Annotated in this window: 15 protein-coding genes; 7 read left to right on the top strand and 8 right to left on the bottom strand. The window is 72.0% G+C overall.

Going from position 1 to position 17,334, the window contains the following annotated elements; all coding sequences use genetic code 11:
* Positions 1 to 23: 23 nt before the first annotated feature.
* Positions 24 to 1,820 (bottom strand): glycoside hydrolase family 15 protein, encoded by a 1,797-nt coding sequence (locus tag NQZ70_RS17065; RefSeq protein ID WP_129575153.1) that lies wholly within the window; start codon positions 1,818 to 1,820, stop codon positions 24 to 26.
* A gap of 318 nt (positions 1,821 to 2,138) precedes the next feature.
* Here NQZ70_RS17065 and NQZ70_RS17070 point away from each other — a divergent pair, with 318 nt between their 5' ends.
* The 3 genes from NQZ70_RS17070 (at position 2,139) to NQZ70_RS17080 (ending at position 4,793) form a co-directional block, all read left to right on the top strand.
* Entirely contained in the window at positions 2,139 to 2,546 is a 408-nt protein-coding gene (locus NQZ70_RS17070; protein ID WP_129575154.1) for a hypothetical protein, read from the top strand.
* A 108-nt stretch (positions 2,547 to 2,654) separates the two neighbouring features.
* Complete coding sequence (locus tag NQZ70_RS17075; RefSeq protein ID WP_129575155.1) at positions 2,655 to 3,257, top strand: GrpB family protein; 603 nt, start codon at positions 2,655 to 2,657, stop codon at positions 3,255 to 3,257.
* 501 nt (positions 3,258 to 3,758) lie between these two features.
* Positions 3,759 to 4,793, top strand: coding sequence for a zinc-binding dehydrogenase (locus tag NQZ70_RS17080; protein WP_129575156.1), 1,035 nt, complete (start codon positions 3,759 to 3,761; stop codon positions 4,791 to 4,793).
* 7 nt (positions 4,794 to 4,800) lie between these two features.
* Here NQZ70_RS17080 and NQZ70_RS17085 read toward each other — a convergent pair whose 3' ends face one another.
* Positions 4,801 to 6,354 carry a PQQ-dependent sugar dehydrogenase gene (locus NQZ70_RS17085; protein ID WP_129575157.1) on the bottom strand — a complete coding sequence of 518 codons (1,554 nt, stop codon included), beginning with the start codon at positions 6,352 to 6,354 and terminating at the stop codon, positions 4,801 to 4,803.
* A 765-nt stretch (positions 6,355 to 7,119) separates the two neighbouring features.
* Here NQZ70_RS17085 and NQZ70_RS17090 point away from each other — a divergent pair.
* Together NQZ70_RS17090 and NQZ70_RS17095 are read left to right on the top strand one after the other, a co-directional pair.
* Positions 7,120 to 8,253 carry an STAS domain-containing protein gene (locus NQZ70_RS17090; RefSeq protein WP_129575158.1) on the top strand — a complete coding sequence of 378 codons (1,134 nt, stop codon included), beginning with the start codon at positions 7,120 to 7,122 and terminating at the stop codon, positions 8,251 to 8,253.
* Between the two features lie 346 nt (positions 8,254 to 8,599).
* Entirely contained in the window at positions 8,600 to 9,208 is a 609-nt protein-coding gene (locus tag NQZ70_RS17095; protein ID WP_129575159.1) for a nuclear transport factor 2 family protein, read from the top strand.
* Between the two features lie 51 nt (positions 9,209 to 9,259).
* Here NQZ70_RS17095 and NQZ70_RS17100 read toward each other — a convergent pair whose 3' ends face one another.
* From NQZ70_RS17100 to NQZ70_RS17120, 5 genes are all read right to left on the bottom strand, one after another.
* The gene (locus NQZ70_RS17100; protein WP_129575160.1) at positions 9,260 to 10,069 is read right to left on the bottom strand and encodes a hypothetical protein; all 810 of its coding nucleotides are present in this window, start codon (positions 10,067 to 10,069) and stop codon (positions 9,260 to 9,262) included.
* On the bottom strand, positions 10,069 to 11,067 hold the full coding sequence (locus tag NQZ70_RS17105) for a hypothetical protein (RefSeq protein WP_237245375.1): 999 nt from the start codon (positions 11,065 to 11,067) through the stop codon (positions 10,069 to 10,071). The genes NQZ70_RS17100 and NQZ70_RS17105 overlap by 1 nt, the downstream gene beginning before the upstream one ends.
* Complete coding sequence (locus NQZ70_RS17110; protein WP_237245376.1) at positions 11,057 to 12,589, bottom strand: serine/threonine-protein kinase; 1,533 nt, start codon at positions 12,587 to 12,589, stop codon at positions 11,057 to 11,059. The genes NQZ70_RS17105 and NQZ70_RS17110 overlap by 11 nt, the downstream gene beginning before the upstream one ends.
* 244 nt (positions 12,590 to 12,833) lie before the next feature.
* Entirely contained in the window at positions 12,834 to 13,349 is a 516-nt protein-coding gene (locus tag NQZ70_RS17115; protein WP_165374011.1) for a DUF1772 domain-containing protein, read from the bottom strand.
* Between the two features lie 9 nt (positions 13,350 to 13,358).
* Positions 13,359 to 14,138, bottom strand: coding sequence for an alpha/beta family hydrolase (locus tag NQZ70_RS17120; protein ID WP_129575161.1), 780 nt, complete (start codon positions 14,136 to 14,138; stop codon positions 13,359 to 13,361).
* A 372-nt stretch (positions 14,139 to 14,510) separates the two neighbouring features.
* Between NQZ70_RS17120 and NQZ70_RS17125 the strand changes: the two genes are divergently transcribed.
* Positions 14,511 to 15,407 carry a hypothetical protein gene (locus NQZ70_RS17125; RefSeq protein WP_129575162.1) on the top strand — a complete coding sequence of 299 codons (897 nt, stop codon included), beginning with the start codon at positions 14,511 to 14,513 and terminating at the stop codon, positions 15,405 to 15,407.
* A 103-nt stretch (positions 15,408 to 15,510) separates the two neighbouring features.
* Here the strand turns inward: NQZ70_RS17125 and NQZ70_RS17130 are convergent, their stop codons facing one another.
* On the bottom strand, positions 15,511 to 16,539 hold the full coding sequence (locus tag NQZ70_RS17130; RefSeq protein ID WP_129575163.1) for a phosphotransferase family protein: 1,029 nt from the start codon (positions 16,537 to 16,539) through the stop codon (positions 15,511 to 15,513).
* A gap of 203 nt (positions 16,540 to 16,742) precedes the next feature.
* On the opposite strand from NQZ70_RS17130, the gene NQZ70_RS17135 reads away from it, so the two are divergent.
* Positions 16,743 to 17,276: an LEA type 2 family protein gene (locus tag NQZ70_RS17135; RefSeq protein ID WP_129575164.1), complete on the top strand. Its 534-nt coding sequence runs from the start codon at positions 16,743 to 16,745 to the stop codon at positions 17,274 to 17,276.
* Positions 17,277 to 17,334 lie beyond the last annotated feature (58 nt).

Below are 17,334 nucleotides of genomic sequence, written 5' to 3' on the forward strand. Positions count from 1 at the left end.
CGAGCTCTCCTTTCTTGTGAGCCTCAACGAGATCGATGGGCCGCGGGCCCTGCGCGGTCCAGGGCAAGATTGAACGCGGTGTCGACCAGCGCCAGATGGCTGAACGCCTGGGGGAAATTCCCGAGCAGCCGCTCGCTCGCGGGATCGTACTCCTCCGAGAGCAGGCCGACGTCGTTGCGCAGGGCGAGCAGCCGCTCGTAGAGCGCCCGCGCCTCGGCGGTGCGGCCCAAGAGGGCATAGCAGTCCGCCAGCCAGAAGCTGCACGCGAGGAACACCCCCTCGCCGCCAGGCAGGCCGTCGGCCGCCCCAGCCGGGCCGGTCCGGTAGCGGAGCACGAAGCCACCGCGCAGGAGCTCGCGCTCGACCGCGCGCACCGTGCCCGCGATGCGCGGGTCGTCCGGCGGGAGGAAGCCCACGAGCGGGATGAGCAGCGCGCTCGCGTCGAGCTCCTGGCTGCCGTACGACTGCGTGAACGCGCCCCGGCCCCGGTCGAACCCCTTCTCGCACACCTCGGCGTGCACCGCGTCGCGCAGCGCGCGCCAGCGGTCGACCGGGCCTTCCAGCCCGAGCTGCTCCACGGTCTTCACGGCGCGATCGAACGCGACCCAGGCCATCACCCGCGAGTAGGTGAACGGGCGCGGCCGGCCCCGCACCTCCCAGATGCCCTCGTCGGGCCGGCGCCAGTTCGACTCGAGGAAGTCCATCAGCTTGCGCTGCAGGCGCCAGGCGTCCGGCTCCGGCGCGAGGCCGGAGCGGCGCGCCTGGTACATCGTGTCCATCACCTCGCCGTAGACATCGAGCTGGAGCTGCGAGACCGCGGCGTTGCCGGCGCGCACCGGCCGCGAGCCCTCGTAGCCCGGCAGCCAGGGGAGCTCGATCTCGCGGAGGCGCCGCTCGCCCGCGACGCCGTAGAGGATCTGGAGCTTCGAGGGGTCGCCGGCGATGGCGCGCAGGAGCCAGTCGCGCCAGGCGGCGGCCTCCTCGCTGTAGCCGCCGAGCAGCAGCGCGTAGAGCGTGAGGGTCGCGTCGCGCAGCCAGCAGTAGCGGTAGTCCCAGTTGCGCACGCCGCCGATCCGCTCGGGGAGCGAGGTCGTGGGCGCCGCGACGAGCCCGCCGGTGGGCGCGTGGGTGAGCGCCTTGAGCGCGACGAGCGACGAGACGACCGCTTCCCTCCACGGTCCGGCGTGGGCGCAGCGGCTCGACCAGGCGCGCCACCACGCCTCGGTGTTCGTCACCTCGCGGTCGGCGTCGAGCGCCTCGGGCGGCGGCTCGTTCGACGGGTGCCAGGTGAGCACGAAGGGGATGCGCTGCCCCTCGTGGACGTCGAAGTCGGCGACCGTGGCGAGCCCCGCGCCGTGGAGCGGCACCCCCGCGCGCAGGATCAGCGCGTCGGGCCCGGCCACCGCGCGCAGCGCGCCGCCGATCGAGCGCACCCAGGGCACGATCGAGCCGTAGTCGAAGCGAATGACGAGCTCGAGGGAGACCGGGACCCGGCCGCGCACGCCCTCGACGACGCGCACGACGTCGGGCGCCCTCCCGCGCAGCGGCATGCAGTCCACGAGCCGCACCGCGCCTTCGGCCGTGGTGAACTCGGTCTCGAGCACGAGCGTGCCCTCGCGGTAGCGGCGCGCGACGCGGGGCGCCGGGTCCTTCGGCGCGATCCGGAAGCGGCCGTGCTCCGGCGCGCCGAGCAGGGCGGCGAAGCAGGCGGCCGAATCGAAGCGCGGCAGGCACAGCCAGTCGATGGATCCGTCGCGCCCGACCAGCGCCGCGGTCTGTGTGTCCCCGAGCAGCGCATAGTCCTCGATCCGCAGCGGCATGCGACCCCCCCGCTGACGCGGCGACGAGCGCCGGCGCCACCGCTGCGGCGCGAGCACGGAGGATGCCACGCGCCGCGCCGCGGGTCCGGGCGGCTGCCCGGGCGCGGATGGCCACGCCGTGCACAGCGACGACCGCCGGGCATGACCGCCGTGCTCGGCAGCGGCCGGGCCCAAACATGGTGAGCGGGCGCGGTGGAGACTCCCAAGCTGCTCAGAATCCGGGACCGCGCTCGATGTAATCGCCGCGCGGCGCGGGCGTCCGAACGGGCGCTGCGGCTCGGCGCGGGAGGGGATCCACGGTACGATGGTGGAGCGCGCATGCCCGAGGTCCTGCGCAACGTCCATTTCATCGTGGCCGTCGATCCCACGGCGAGGATCGTGCGGGTCACGCGGACCGCCGCGCCGTTCGATTCCCTCGAGCAGATCGAGCAGCGGTGCATGGAGGTCACCGCGGCGCTCGCCCCGGTCCACCGGAGCGCGATGTCGCTGCTCCTGGACATCCGCGCGGCGCCGGGGCGAAACGACCCGAAGTTCGAAGAGGCGACGCTGCGCCTGCGGACCGCCGCGGCGCGCGGCTTCGGGTGCGTGGCCGTCCTCGTGGGGACCTCCGCCGGGGCGCTGCAGGTCCGGCGCCATAGCCGCGAGGACGGCGTCGACCGCATCATCAGCGACGACGAGGACGAGCTGCTGGCCTACCTCGCCGCTGCGTCGTCGCGCTATCGCTGATCGCGGCCTCGGGGGCGCGGACCCCATCTCGCGCCCCCTCGCCGCGGGCTCAGCGCTTCAGCCGATCTTTCCGCGGGACGCGGAGCGCGGCACGCCTATACTCGCGCCGTGCCCACCGCCGAGGAGATCACGAAGCATCACGCGCCCGCCCCCGGTCAGGACCCGTGGGTGAACGGCCCGCCGGCGCCGGCGCCGATCGCCGTCGTCGATTACGACGAGCGCTGGCCGGGGCTATTCGATGTGGTCGCGCGGAAGATCCGCGCCGCCCTCGGCGACGCCGCGCTCGCGATCGAGCACGTCGGCTCGACCTCGGTGAAAGGGCTGGCCGCCAAGCCGACGATCGACGTCGACCTCACCGTCGCCGATCCCGCCGACGAGCTCGCGTACGTCCCCGCGCTGTCGAGCGCCGGATTCACGCTGGTCATTCGCGAGCCGGACTGGCACGAGCACCGGTGCCTCCAGCTCGCCGAGCCGAACAGCAACGTGCATGTCTTCGGCCCCGACTGTCCGGAGGTGATCCGCCACCGCATGTTCCGCCAGTGGCTCACCGAGCACCCGGAGGATCTCGAGTTCTACCGACGGGCGAAGCTCGCGGCTGCGTCCGAGATCTCGGCGGCGAGCGGCATGGTGATGGACTACAACAAGCACAAGGAGCCCGTGATTCGCGCGATCTACGAGCGGATGTTCCGCGCGAACGGCCTCATCCGCTGACGGGAGACCCGCGGCGCAGGGGGGCAGGAACGTCCAGCTCGGCCCAGGAACCCGCCCCCGCAACCCGCGCGCAGCCGCTGGGCCCCCGTGGCGAGCGCGGGAACCTCTTCGGCGCCCTGCGACGGGAAGAGGCCGAGCGCCGCGTCCTCTACCGTAGCTCCTGTCATGCGGCCCGGCGTCCCCGAAAGGATAGTTAGGCTAACTTACTTTATCATTGCATCGCGCATCGACGTGGCTGCCCCCACGGCCTGCTGGGATCGCCCCGCGGTGCGGGGCCGCCCGGGCTCTCCATGCCTGCGGCGATGGCCCGCGCCTGCTCCCTGGCGAAGGTCGACAGGCGGCGCTCGTCATTCGCGCTCTCCGGCGCTCGGGCCGACGGCGATCCGGAACGGATGTTGACAAGCGATCACGGGGAAAGCTACATGCGCATTCGCGCCCGCACAATTGTTCAGCTCGGAGAGGCCGGGTACCGGCGGGGCGGCGAAAGGGGAGAGTGAAGCGGTGCGCGCAGCCATCATCCACGGCGTTCGTGATGTCCGGTTCGGCGAGGTCGAGCCTCCGCAGCCGCGCGAGGGCACGGTGATGATCCAGGTCGCCGGCTGCGGGATCTGCGGCAGCGATCTGCACTATTACCTGGAGGGCGGGATCGGCTCGGCGCAGATCCACGGCGCCTTCGTGCCGGGACACGAACTCGCCGGCTGGGTCGTCCAGGACCATCCGGAGCTGGGCCTGTCCAGGGGGCAGCTGGTCGCCGTCGACCCCGCCCATTCCTGCGGCCGCTGCGAGTGGTGCCAGCGCGGCCACGTGAACCTGTGCCCCTTCGTGGAGTTTCTGGGCGCGCCGCCGCTCCATGGCGGCATGGCGGAGCGGGTGGCGGTGCACCCCGATCAGGTCGTGCCCGTCCCGGCCGGCTTCTCGGTGCGCCGGGCGGTGATGCTCGAGCCGCTCGGCGTCGCGATTCACGCCATCGACCTCGCCCGGCCCCACCTGCAGGAGACGGTGGTGGTGCTGGGCTGCGGGCCGATCGGCCTGTGCCTGGTCCAGCTCGCGCGCCGCTCGGGCGCCGCCCGCGTCTTCGCCGTCGACCCCGTGGCCTACCGGGCCGAGGCGGCGCGCCGCCTGGGCGCGCACGACGCGGCGCCGGCGCTCGCGGCCGTCCCGGAATGGACGGGCGGCCGGGGCGCCGATCTCGTGATCGAGGCGACGAACTCGCCCGACGGCTTCCACCACGCGGCCGAGGCCGCGCGCATCGGCGGGCGGATCCTGCTGGCGGGCATCCCCGAGGGCGACCGCTACGCGCTGCCGGCGGCGCTGTGCCGCCGCAAGGGGCTGAAGGTGAAGTTCTCCCGGCGCATGGGGCACGTGTACCCGCGGGCGATCCGCATGGTCGCCGAGGGCGCGGTGGACGTCGATTCCATCGTCACCCACCGCTTCGATCTGTCGGACGCCGAGAAGGGCTTCCGCCTGCAGGCGGACTGCCAGGACGGCGCGCTGAAATCGATCATCGTCCCGGAGGACGGCGGCACGCCGTTCTGATCCAGGCTCAGTTGCCGAGGATGACGCGGAAGATCCGCTCGTCGCTGTTGTTGGGCACGCTGTCCGTGCCCCCGGTGTTTGTCGTCGTCAGCCAGAGGTTGCCATCGAGGGTGGGCTCGACGGTGCGGAGGCGGCCGTAGGTGCCCACGAACAGCTGCTGCACGCTGGTGAGGCTGCTCCCGCTGATGACCGCGCGGTACATCCGTGTCCCCCGCTGGCACGCGGCGTAGAAGACGTCGTCCACGATCGCGATCCCGCTGCACGACCCCTCGGCGGTCCGGTACGTGAGCTTTGGCGCGATGTACCCCGCCGTGCTGCACCCGCTGCCGCCTTGCGAGACGGTGCCCTCGCAGCTCGGCCAGCCGTAGTTTCCGCCTTTCTGGATGAGGTTGGTCTCATCCATCACGGTGTTGCCGAACTCCTGCTCCCAGAGCCGACCCGTGGAGTCGAACGCCAGCCCCTGCGGATTCCGGTGGCCGTAGCTCCACACGTAGTTCCCGAACGGGTTGTCCGACGGGACCCTGCCGTCGGGCTCAAGCCGCAGGATCTTCCCGGCGAGGCTGCTCGTGTCCTGCGCGAGGTTCCCGTTCTGCGCGTCGCCCGTCGTGGCGTAGAGCTTGCCGTCCGGCCCCCACCGCAGGCGGCCGCCGTTGTGGTACTTGTTGCGGGGGATGCCCGAGATCAGCACCTGCTCGGTCGACGTGTCGAGCCGGTTGCCGACGACCTTGATCCGCACGATCCGGTTGTCCGTGGACGACGTATGCATGATGTACAGCCAGCGGTCGGCCTCGAACGTCGGCGCGATGGCCAGCCCCATCAGGCCCCCTTCGCCGTCCGTGCCCGCGACGTTCGGCACCGTGCCGATCGAGGTCTTCGCGCCGGTGCTCGGGTTGAGCTGGACGATGTCGTCCGCGTCCCTCCGGCTGTAAAGGACCGTGCCGTCCGGCAGCGAGACAAGACCCCACGGGAGGTCGGTGTCCGTGGCGACCTGGACGACCTCGCAGACCGCCGAGCTGCAGGTCGACCCCGTGGTCACGACCTCGACGGGCGACGACCATTGCTGGTTCGTCTGGTTGTTGCAGGTCCAGAGCTGAACGGCGGTGCCGTTGGTCGTCCCCCGTCCCTCCACGTCCAGGCATAGCCCGGACGGCTGGTGGATGATGGCGCCGGCCGAGCTCCTCGTCCATTTCTGGCGAGCCTGGCCGCTGCAACTGGCGATCACAGCCTTGGTCCCCGCGGTCGTCGCGCCGTTCGCCGGCTCGACGCACCGGGTGCCGCCGTAGACCTGGAGCTCACCGGCGGATGTAAAATTGAAGCTCTGGTTGTCCTGTCCATTGCAGGTGTAGATCTGCAGGCCGGTCCCTGGCGTGGTGCTCCTCCCTTTCACGTCCAGGCATTTCCCGGACGCGACGCTGGTCAACGGGGCGCCCGTCACGGCGGCCGCCTCGTCGGTGTCGAGCGCCTCCGGGTCTGCGCCTGGATCGTCGATGCAGCCGGCAGGGAAGAGCGCCAGCGTGGCCAGTCCGGTCAACAAGTACCGTGAACATCCATGTCTCTTCATGATCGTTCCATCCATGTGGCAGCCCGTTGGCTCGCCGAAAGGTCATCCCGGGCGAGGCCGAAGCGACGTCCTGGCATCGATTTCGTAGGGCCTCGTCCGACCTGGCTCGCGACGGAATTTGACAATCGACGTTGATCGACGTTAATCGCGCGGCTACGACGATGAAGCCTGCTTTGCTTACCATGCTCGACCACATGCGCAACGGGTTTCCATGGCCTGGAACCAGAAGGTTTCATGATGCAATGTCATCGCCTTGTTTCGCTCCGACGGCCTCAGCCGCGAAGCCAATGATCCTCAGCGCCCGTTCTCGCTCGATAAACCGACGAGCATTGCATGGCGCAAAAGCGCCTCACCGAGAGCTCTGTGGAGCAAAATGCCTCACCCGGCGGCGCTGCCGTGCCACGTCCCGTCGCCGAGCTCCGCCGGCGATCGTGGGCGACGGCCGCCGGCGCCGGCGAAGCTGCACAGTTGTCGTGTACGTCTCTTCGCTCCACGGCTGGCGGGCACGAGGCGGTGGCAGCGAGGGATAGTGCGCCGTTGTCCCACCATGGTGTACGCCGGCCGCTCGATGGATGTCGGCGTGCGATCGCGCCCTCCGACGCGCCAAGCCGGTCGCTGCGTGAGTATGACAGCATACAGAACACCGCAGGTCCGCCCCGCGGCGGGCGAAGCGTGAGGGGACGCTCGGGAGGCCTTCGAGGGGGCTCTCCTCGACATGGATCCTCGACACTGACGGCTCGATCGATGTAGCCTGCCAGGCTGGACATGTCACCGCCAGACAGCACGACCAGCACGCTCGACGACTTTTTCCTGCATTGTACGGAGCTGGTCTTCATCGCCAGCGAGGGCGGAGCGCTGCTCCGCACGAGCCGCGCGCTCACGCGCGCGATGAGCGCCGAGCTCCTCGACGGGGAGTCGGCAGCGGGGCTCGGTCCCCTGGTTCACCCGGACGACAGGCGCTCGTTCGACGAGGCGTGGAGGCGTGTCCGCGCCGCGGCGGAGCCCGTGGCGGTCGACGTGCGGCTGAAGACGGCCGACGGATCCTTCAAGTACTTCGAGTGCGCCGCGCGATGGGTGCCCGAGAAGGAAGAGGTCTATGGAACGCTCCGCGACGCCGAGGAGCGCATCAAGCACGAGATACAGCTCAAGCTCCTCCGGGCGATCAACGACCACCTCCCCGTCTGCCTGTGGGCGATCGACGCGCAAGGGGACTTCGTCCTCCACGACGGGAAGGGGCTCGAGTCCGCGGGACTCAAGCCGGGGCAGTTCGTCGGCCTCAACATCTTCGGGCTCTACCCGGAGTCGGGCACGGCGGTCCTGCGCAAGGCGCTCGAGGGCACGATGTCGACCTTCGTGAACGAGATCGACGGCGTCCACTGGGAGGCCTGGTATCTGCCCATCCAGAACGAGCTCGGCGAGGTCACGCACGTCGCGGGGGTCACCCTCGACGTCACGGCCTCGAAGCGCACCGAGCAGGAGCTCCGCGCGAAGCTCGAGCTCATCGAGCGGCAGCAGCAGGTCATCCGCGCGCTGTCGACGCCGATCATCCAGGTGTGGGACCGCGTGCTCACGCTGCCCCTCGTCGGCATGCTCGACAGCACGCGCGCCGCCGACGTGATGGAGGGCGTGCTCCGCGAGGTCGTCCGCACGCGGGCGCGCTATGCCATCCTCGATCTCACCGGCATCGAGGCGATGGACACGGAGACGGCGAACCACCTCTTGAAGCTCTCCGCGGCCATCAAGCTCCTCGGGGCCGAGGGGATCATCACGGGGATCCACCCGGCGATCGCCCAGACCATCGTCGGGCTCGGCGTGGATCTCTCGTCGATCGAGACGCGCTCGACGCTGCGCCAGGGGCTCGAGCACTGCATTCGAAGCATGCGCCGCAGCGCCACGTAGCGCGCGTGTAGCGCGGCCCACCTGCGCCGGCCGTGCGGCGCGAGGTGGCGCGAGGTGGCGCGAGGTGGACAGCCTGACAGCGTGCGCCGACGTCGCCGGCGAGCGCCCTGCAGGCGACGGCGCCGCACGTGCGCCCGAACCTGCGGAGCTCGAACGTCGAACCTGCCACACGATGGCCCACACGATGGCCCACACGATGGCCCACACGATGGCCCGATGACCCGATGACCTCGCGCCGGATTCCGAAGCTCGCGGCAAACTGTGCTTGACTGGGTTTGTTAAGATATTTAGATTATATCTTTGATCCTTGGCGACTTGCGTGCGCCCAGCGAAAGGGGTGAGTTCCATGAGCACGAACGGCGATCGTTTCAGCGGCTTTCTGCGTCGCGCCTTGCCGGCGGCCTCCGCGCTCGCGCTGGCGGGCGCCCTCACCATGTCGATCGCGAAGCCCGCGGAGGGCACGCCCCCGAACGGCCTGCCGGAGCTCAAGGCGCTGCAGGAGATCGAGCAGCTCGAGTACTGCTACGCGGCCGGGACCGACGCGATCGGCCGCGGTGATTTGGCGACGGGCAAGGCGATCTACGCGAGGTGCTTCACGAACGACGCCCCCGTCATCATCTGGGAAGCCGGCGCCGATCCGGGCGATCCCCCGGTGGTCTCGGTGCCCAGCGCCGAGGCCTGGGCCGATTTCATCGACGTCCTGTTCGCGGAGTCCGGTTATGTGGGCACGCAGCACCTGATCAGCAACATTCGTATCGACATCCTCCCTGGCGGCCGCCGGGCGAAGATCACCTCCTACCTGATCGCGACGCACGTCTACGACCCGCTGAGCAGCGTGCAGGTCGCGCATGGCACCTACGAGAACGAGGCGGTCTTGACGAACTCGGGCTGGAAGCTCAGCAAGCGCACGTTCCGCACCCTCTCGTTCATGCGCATCGACTCGCCGGAGCCCTGAGCGAGCGCCGCGCGCGCTCGCAGCCGCCGCGGCGCCCGGAGCGAAGGGAGCTCAGGGGACGAACGCGATGTCGTCGACGAGCATGTCGAACACGGTCGATTTCGCCGTGTGGAACTCGATCGAATAGACGTGCGCGGCGTCGAGCGCCGGGGGCGCCGGGACGCCCCAGCCGTCCGTGCTGAGGGCGGAGAACATGACGGTGTACTGCGCCCACTCGGTCGTGAGGTCGAGGCCCTTGCCGAAATGGTCGCCGCAGCCCGTGCCCTCGCACACGCCGCCTTCGCGATCCGTGTTGCGGTCGGGGAAGTTCACGTAGATGTGCGTCGGCGCCGCCGCCTTGGCCCAGAAGGTCAGGCCCGCGTAGGCGGAGGCGTCGTAGCTCAGCTTCGCTCCTCCCGGGGCGAGGTTCAGGTCGAACCCCATCCCGGCCCCCCTCGAGACGAAGCCGCTTCCGGCGACGTGGGCGGCGTAGTCGCTCGGGCCGTGCCCGGGCGAGACCGGTACGAAGGGGCGGCCGGGCAAAGGCGTCTGCGTGCCGCTCCGGGTGCCGTCGTTGTACGTGTACCAGCTGCCGACGCGGCCCTGGCACCGGAGGATCGCGCCGTCGCCGTCCTCGAGGTCGTCCAGGAGCGCCGCGCAGGGAGGCGGATCGGCCCCGGCGCCCGCGGTGCCGCCCGCGCCCGCGGTGCCGCCCGAGCCCGCGATGCCGCCAGCGCCCGCGGCGCCGCCAGCGCCCGCGGCGCCGCCATCGAGGCCGAACGGGTCGGGGTCGTACTCGCCGGACGAGATGCCGAGGACGAGGCCGCACCCGGTCGCGAGCACCGACGCGCCGAGGCCGGCGGCGAGCCCCCGGAGGCGCATCAGAAGCTGCCTCGCACGAGCGCGCCGCCCACCGTGGGCGTCAGCCCGACCGACGCGCCCTTCGACGGGCTCGGCGCGGTGAACCAGAGCACGCCGCCGCCGGCGATGGCCGCGAGGCTGACGCCGAAGACCACCGTCGCGACGTTCGCGCGCGCCACGGCGCCGTCGCGGATGTCCATGCCGCGCTGGTCGCAGCGGTCGCCGTTGCAGAACGGGCGCGACTCGTCGAACCGCGCTTTCGCCGCGAAGCCGAGCGCCGTCCCGACGCCCACGGCCACGAGCCCCGCGCCGCCCGTCACGAGCGCGAGCGTGCGGCGCCCGCTGCCGTCGCCGCCCGCGTCCGCCGACGCGGGGTCGCCCTCCAGCGCGCGCACGACGAGGGTCGAGGTCGCGCCGCCCGGCTCGACCTCGACCTGCGCCGTCCACGGTCGCTTGCCCGGCGCGCTCGCCTCGACGACGTGGGTCCCCGCGTCGACCGGCATGGGCACGCCCCACTGGCCGGGGCCGACCGGCGTGCCGTCGCGCTTCACCTCGAGGCCCGGCGTGCTCGCGGCCTCGACGACCACCGTGAGGCGCGAGACCTTCGGCTGGACGGCCGCCGCGCGCTCGCGCGCCTTCGCCTCCTTCGCCGGGTCGCCGCTCGCGCGCACCCGGGCGGCGACCTCGAGGAACTGCGCCCACGCGGACGCCATCTTGCCGATGCGCTCGTAGCAATCGGCGAGGAAGTACCGGGTGTTGACGCTGTCGTAGAGGCGCAGGCTCTCCTCGTACTTGGGGCAGGCGCGCGCCGGCTGGCCGGCGTCGACGAGCTCTCCGGCCTCCCGGAACAGCGCCACGGCGCCCGCCTTGTCGTCGGCCCTCGCCGCGGTGCCTCCCGCGAGCGTCGCCGTCAGGCCGGCGCCGAGCGCGCATAGGCAGGCGACCCACCTGGGCCCGCGCTTCGCTCGGCTCGTCGTCTGCGGCGGCGTCATCGTCCCGGCGAGGGTATCAGAAGACATCGCGCTGGAAGGGATCCGCGCTGACGGGCCGCTTAGGGGGCGGCGTGCTGCGCCGCGGGGGCGCCGAGCCGCTCGGCTTCGCGGGCTTCGGCGCCGCGGTGGCCGTGGCGCGCGCCGCTTCGTGCTGCCCCTCGGCCGACGCGCCGGGAGCGGCGCCGGGCGGCGGCGCGGCGCTCGCGGAAGGCTCGGCCGCCGCGGGAGATGGCTCGGCCGCCGCGGGCGGGGGCTCGGCCGCGGGAGATGGCTCGGCCGCCGCGGGGGGTGGCGCGGCGCTCGCGGAGGGCTCGATGGCCACGGAGGGCGCGGCGCTCGGCGGCGCGGCGCGGGGCTCCGCCTGGGCGCCCTGCGAGCCCTCGGTCGGCGCGGTCCCGGGCGACAGGCGCCACAGGAACACGCCGCTGGCCACGACCGCCAGGCCGAGCCCGAGCGCGATGGGGAGGACGCGCCGATCGAGCGACGCTGGCCTGCGGTTGGTCGTGCCGACCGGCGCGATCGTGAGCGCTCCGTCGGCGGGCATGGCCGCCGCGGCGACGGCGGCCCCGGCCGTCGAGGCGGCGAGCGGAGCGCCGCCCGGAGGCGGGGCTGGTGCCGGGAGCGCGCCGCGCAGCGCGCCGAAGAGGCGCTCGGCGGCCGCGCGCAGGTGCGGCGGGGCGAAGGGCACGAGCGCGAGCGCGAAATCCGCGGCGGTGGGGAAGCGGCGATCGCGATCGCGCGCGATCGCCGTGAGGATCACCTGCTCCAGGGGCTCCGGGAGGTCCGGGCGCAGCGCGCGCGGGCGCTGCGGCTCGCCCTGCGTGACCAGATAGACGAGCTGCGCGAGCTCGTGCGCGACGAACGGCGTTCGCCCCGTGAGCAGCTGGAAGAGCACGACGCCGAGCGAATAGATGTCCGCGCGGCCGTCGACGTCGCTCGCCGAGCGGAGCTGCTCGGGGGACATGTAGAGGGGCGAGCCGAGCACGCCCCCGACCCGCGTCAGCGCGTGGTCTTCTGCGTGCGACATCTTCGAGATCCCGAAGTCGAGCACCTTGACGCACGGCGAGCCGTCCGCGTTCCGCGTGAGGAACAGGTTGCTCGGCTTCACGTCGCGGTGGACGATGCCTTGCGCGTGCGCCTCCGCGAGCGCCTCGCACGCCTGGAGCACGAGGTCGACGGCCAGGGGCACCGCGAGGGGCCCGCTCTCCGCGAGCACGGCGGCGAGGTCCTTCCCCTCGAGGTGGTCCATGACCATGTACGGCGCGCCGTTCTCCAGCGTGCCGACGTCGGCGACGCGCACGACGTGGGGGCTGCGGATGCGCACCGCGGCGCGCCCCTCTCTCAGGAAGCGCTGGAGGATCTCTGGATCCTGCACGTACCTCGGCAGGAGCACCTTGATCGCGACGCGATCGTCGAGCGCGAGGTGGCGCGCGGCGACGACGAGCCCCATGGCGCCCCGCCCGAGGACGCTCTCCACGCGATACTTGCCGAGGAGCACGTCTCCTGGGGCAATTCCAATCGAGAGCTCGTCGGGGGTGGAGGTGGACATGGCGGACCGAACGGGGGTTGCGCAGGGACGTCCAATATGCCATGCTGAGCGGTTTTTGCAATTCCACCGCTTCGGCCCATCGGCCGATCGATGGTGAGCGGATCGTGCGCTCGGCGTGCCGCGATATTACGGCGGTCCGACTCGGCAGCTCCGTTCGGGGGTACGCTGCTACGGCGCGCGGGTCGTCATGGCGTCTCTGGCGTCAGCGGCACAGCGCCGCGCTCCCTCGCTGTCCGACTCGCGATCATCCGGCGCGCGCGCTCTGGACGAGCGCGAGCGTGAGCAGGGCGGCGGACGCGAGGGCCGCGAGCGCCCGCGCGGTGTTCCACGTCGTCCACGCGGGGACGTAGCGAGCCCACGTCTCCGCGGCCGCCGCGGCCTCCGGCGGGACCCGCTCCAGCGCGTCGTTGAGCGGCACGTTGCGCGCCGCCGTGACCAGGAACGTGCCGATGACGTACAGCGCGCCCCCGGCGACGCGGAGCGCCGAGCCCGCCTCCGACCAGCGGAGCGTCGACACGATGGCGAGGATCAGGCACGCCGCCGCCGTCCCCACGAACACGCCCAGGAACGAGCGATTCAGCACGACCACGTTGATCGACTGCATCGCCGCCATGCCCTCGGCCGGCGGGAGCCTGGCCAGCGCGGGCATCACGAAGCTCGAGAACGCGAAGAACACCCCCGCGATCAGCCCACACCCGAGCGTCGACGCGAGGGTCAGGAAGAACAGCGCTTGCGGGATCATCGGCTTCACACCCTCCATCCGGCTGGATCATGGCAGTCGGCGTGCGGCCCGCGGCGCCGCGGGCCGGCGTCCGGCGGCTCGCCTGCGCGGGGCGCCCCCGGCTTCCGGCGGGCGGGGATCATCGCTTCTGCCGGAGGCGTGCTTCGCGAGCCAGGCGTCGATGGCGGCGAGGATCTCGGCGAGCACGCTATCCGCGGTCCGTCCCGCGGATTTCAGGAGCTCGAGCGAGTGGTCGCCGCCCTCCACCACATGCAGGCTCGCGCGAGCGCCGAGGCGCTTCAGCACCGGCCGGAGGAGATCGAGGCTGCAGAGCGGATCGCGGGTGCCCTGGAGGAAGAGCATCGGCGCCTCGATGGCCGAGAGGTGCTTGTCGCGGAGCGGGGCGCGCTTGCCCGCGGGGTGCAGCGGGTAGCCGAGGAACACGAGCCCGTCGCAGGGGACGCCGCGCGCGGCGAGGAGCGAGGCGATCCGACCGCCCATGGATTTGCCGCCGATCAAGAGCCGCTGGGGTTTGTCCTTCCGCAGCCGCGCGATGGCCGCCTCGTAGGCCATCTCGAGCTTTTCCGGCCTGTCGGGCGCCCTGCGGCCGAGCTCTTTGTACGGGAAGTTGAAGCGCAGCGCCGTGTGCCCGCGGTCCTTGAGCCCCCTGGCCACGTCGACCAGGAGCTGCGCGTGCATGTCGCCGCCGGCCCCGTGGCCCAGCACCACGGCCACGCCGGAGCGCTTCGCGCGCGCGGCGGGCGCGTGGAGCACGCCCGAGACCGCGCTTCCGTCGGGGAGGGGGATCGAGAGGGCTCGTTCGGGCATGGAGCCGTCATGCCACGGCCGAGGGGCCGGCGTCGAGGCCGGTGCAAGGGCGGGCGCGGTGCGAGCCGCGCCGTGGGGCGGGCTTCGACGGGGAGGCCTGGGCCTGCTTCCCGTCGGAAGGGGGGCGCGGCGGGATACCGTGGCTCTCGGGCGGGCGGCTGGTGTTCGAGGGGGCATCCGACGACGGATCAGGCGAAGGAGGGTTGGGGGGCCGCGGTCGTACCGTCCGATGATGGTGCAATCATCCCATCGGCTGCATGAGGATGTGTCGAATTTCAAATGCATCACGCTGGCAGCTCGTAAGGCCCCATCGGAGTCTGAGCGTGCCTTTTTCTTTGTATCGTCCGCGCGGCGTGCCAGCCTGCGCCCGCCATGCGAAACCGATTCGATCGGCTGGCAAAGGACATCGCTCAAGAGGGGCTCACGCCGATAGGCAAGGTGGTGACCAACGCCGAGGTCGTCGGAGAGGCGCAGCATGCGGACGTGTGGTACGAGCCCGACCCGGCGCGCGCATCAGGTCGAGAGCGGCTCGGTCTCCTGGGCCGCCTCGCGGCGACGGCGTGCACCATCGAGGCCTACAGCGACACCCCGAGCGCCGACGAGGCGCGCGCGTGCGTGGAGAAGCACCTTGCCCTATGGCGAAGCTGCACGGCCCGCGATCGCGCGGCAGAGCCTCCGTTCCTCTGGGTATTGTCGACGGGCCGCCCCACGGCCGTGCTCGACGGCCTGCGGGCGGAGCCGATGGCCGGCTGGCCCGCGGGCGTATACGAAGGCCCGAGCCTGCTGCGGACCGCCGTCGTCGTACTCGCCGAGCTGCCCCGCGTGCGCTCGACCGTGCTGATCCGGCTGATGGGCGGTGGGCGCGTGTTGCGCGAGGCGATCGAGGACTTCCGCCAGCTGCCGGAGGATGCGCCGGAGCGCGCCATCGCGCTCGGTCCTCTGCTACGCTTCCGCGCGGAGGTCGAACAGCGCGGGCCGGCGACGCCGGAGGAAGAGGAGTTCGTCATGACCACCCAGGAGCTCGTCGAGCAGTTCATCGAGCAGGGACGCACACAGGGGATGGCGCAGGGAATGGCGCAGGGGATCGCCCAGGGAGCCATCGCGCTGTACGAAGCTCGTTTCGGCCCCATGCCTCCATCGCTGCGCTCCGCCGTCGAAGCCATGCGCGACCTGCCGACGCTCCGGACATGGCTCGTCCTCGCCGGCACCGGGACGCGCGAGGAGGTGCACGACGTCCTCTCCGCCGCTCCCCCCGGGCGTTCGTCCTGACCGCCGCGCGACGCTCCATCCAGCGCGCGCGTTCCTGCCTTCGATGCCCCGCTCCACCGGCGACGGCCCCCGGACAGCGCATCCTCCACGGCGTACGGACGGCCTACGGCCGGAGCCGCCGCAGCGCCTCCAGCGCCTCGCGCAGCTCGCGCTTCCCCCGCTCCACCAGGTCGCCGTGGCCGTGCCGCGCCGCCCAGGGGAGCGCGATCCCGACGTTCATCGCCTCGTACGCGGCCGCCCGGAACGCGCTGGTCCGCGTGTGCGGCGGCCGGCCATACGCCTCCCAGAAGCGATCGTACAGCGGCCGGTTGGCCGGCGACGCGGACTTGGACAGCACGAACATCGTCCAGTCGGCCATCGGATCGCCCCAGAACGCCCGATCGGCGTCGATCACCCCGACGATCCTGGCACCCTCCGCACCGCGCTCGATCAGGAGGTTGAACAGCCACAGATCGCCGTGCAGGAGGCGCGGCTCCCGGATCTCGTCGAGCACGGCCGCGCCCCCGCGGATGATCTCGATCGCCGCCGCCAGGTCGGTCACGTCTAGCGACGCCTCCGCCACGGTTCGCAGCGAGCAGGCCAGGCGGTACAGCACCGCCTCGCTCCACGCGGGAAACTCGGGCACCGGGAACGGCCCGCCGAACACGGAGCCGGCCGTCGCATGGATCGTCCTCGTGATACCGCCGAACTGCTCCCAGAGCGCCAGCGATTCCTCCGGCGACAGCGCGTCGGCCACGTCGTCCCAGCGCTCGCCGGGGAGCAAGGTCTGGAACACGTAGTCGCGATCGATGAGCTGGCGCGTGAAGTCCGCCGCGAGCGTGCGCGGCGCCAGCGTCGAGAGGGCGGCGAAATACGGCTGGATGTGCAGCTCGCGGCGCATGAGCGCCGCCTCGTCCCACGACAGCGCGGCCGAGTCCGGCGGCGCGACCCGCAGGATGACCCGCCGCTCTTCGACCAGCGCCAGCGCCAGCGAGACCAGGTACGTCGTATTGAAGGTGCCGCCGCCCAGCTCCCGGGCGGACGCGACAAGGGCGCTCTCCCCGAACGCGCGCCGGCACATCGCCGCGATCTGCTCGGCCGTCAGCGCGCGACGCGCGTCCGCGGGCGCACGTTCGATCGTCGTGAGCTCCATCAAATATCCTTGCAGGTCGCGGAGCGCGGGGACGCCGAAAAGGGCAAGGGGTCGAAGGGCAGGGGGATCTCGTCGCGAGCCTCGACGCGCGCCGGAGCATCCCCGCCGCTCGGCCGCGCGTCAACGTCGCCCCCTCGCCGGCGGCTCGCGCGCCGCCACGCTGCGAGGTGACGGCGCGTCCGTGCGCGGCTAAGCTCCCGCCCGTGCCGAGCCCCCGGAAGAACCACCTCCTGCGCCGCCTGCCCGCGCTCGCGTTCGCAGCGCTGACGGCGATCGCCGGTCCCGCCTGCGTCAGCAAGCCGACGATGCAGCTCGATCACGCCGAGATCACCGGCATCCGCATCGGCTTCCCGCCGAGCCTCGGCGTCCTCATGACCGTGGTCGTCAACGTCCACAACCCGAACTCGTACGACGTCGCCGTGCGCGCGGTCCGCGGCCAGGTCGTGCTCGCCGGCCGCTACCCGCTGCCGGTCGACTTCCGCGCCGACGGCGACGGCGTCTGGCTCCCCTCCGACCGCACGACCCAGGTCCGGGTCCCCATCAGCATCCCCGTCGATCTCGGCCTCCAGCTGGTCCGCGAGTCGTTCGCCTCGCCCGTCATCCCGTACCGCTTCAGCGGCCGCGCGGACGTCACGGCCACGCGCACCTTCCGGCTCGAGGCAGACGACTACTCGGTCGACGACCACGGCGTCTTCTCCCGCCAGCAGATCGAGCTCGCCCTCGGCATCCTGCGATAGGCTCCGCGGCGCAGAGCGCCGGACGCCCGCGAGCAGGCGGCCGGGCGCGCCCCCACGA

The sequence above is a fragment of the Sorangium sp. So ce836 genome, assembly GCF_028553905.1.
GTDB classification, from domain to species: Bacteria; Myxococcota_A; Polyangia; order Polyangiales; family Polyangiaceae; genus Sorangium; species Sorangium cellulosum_D.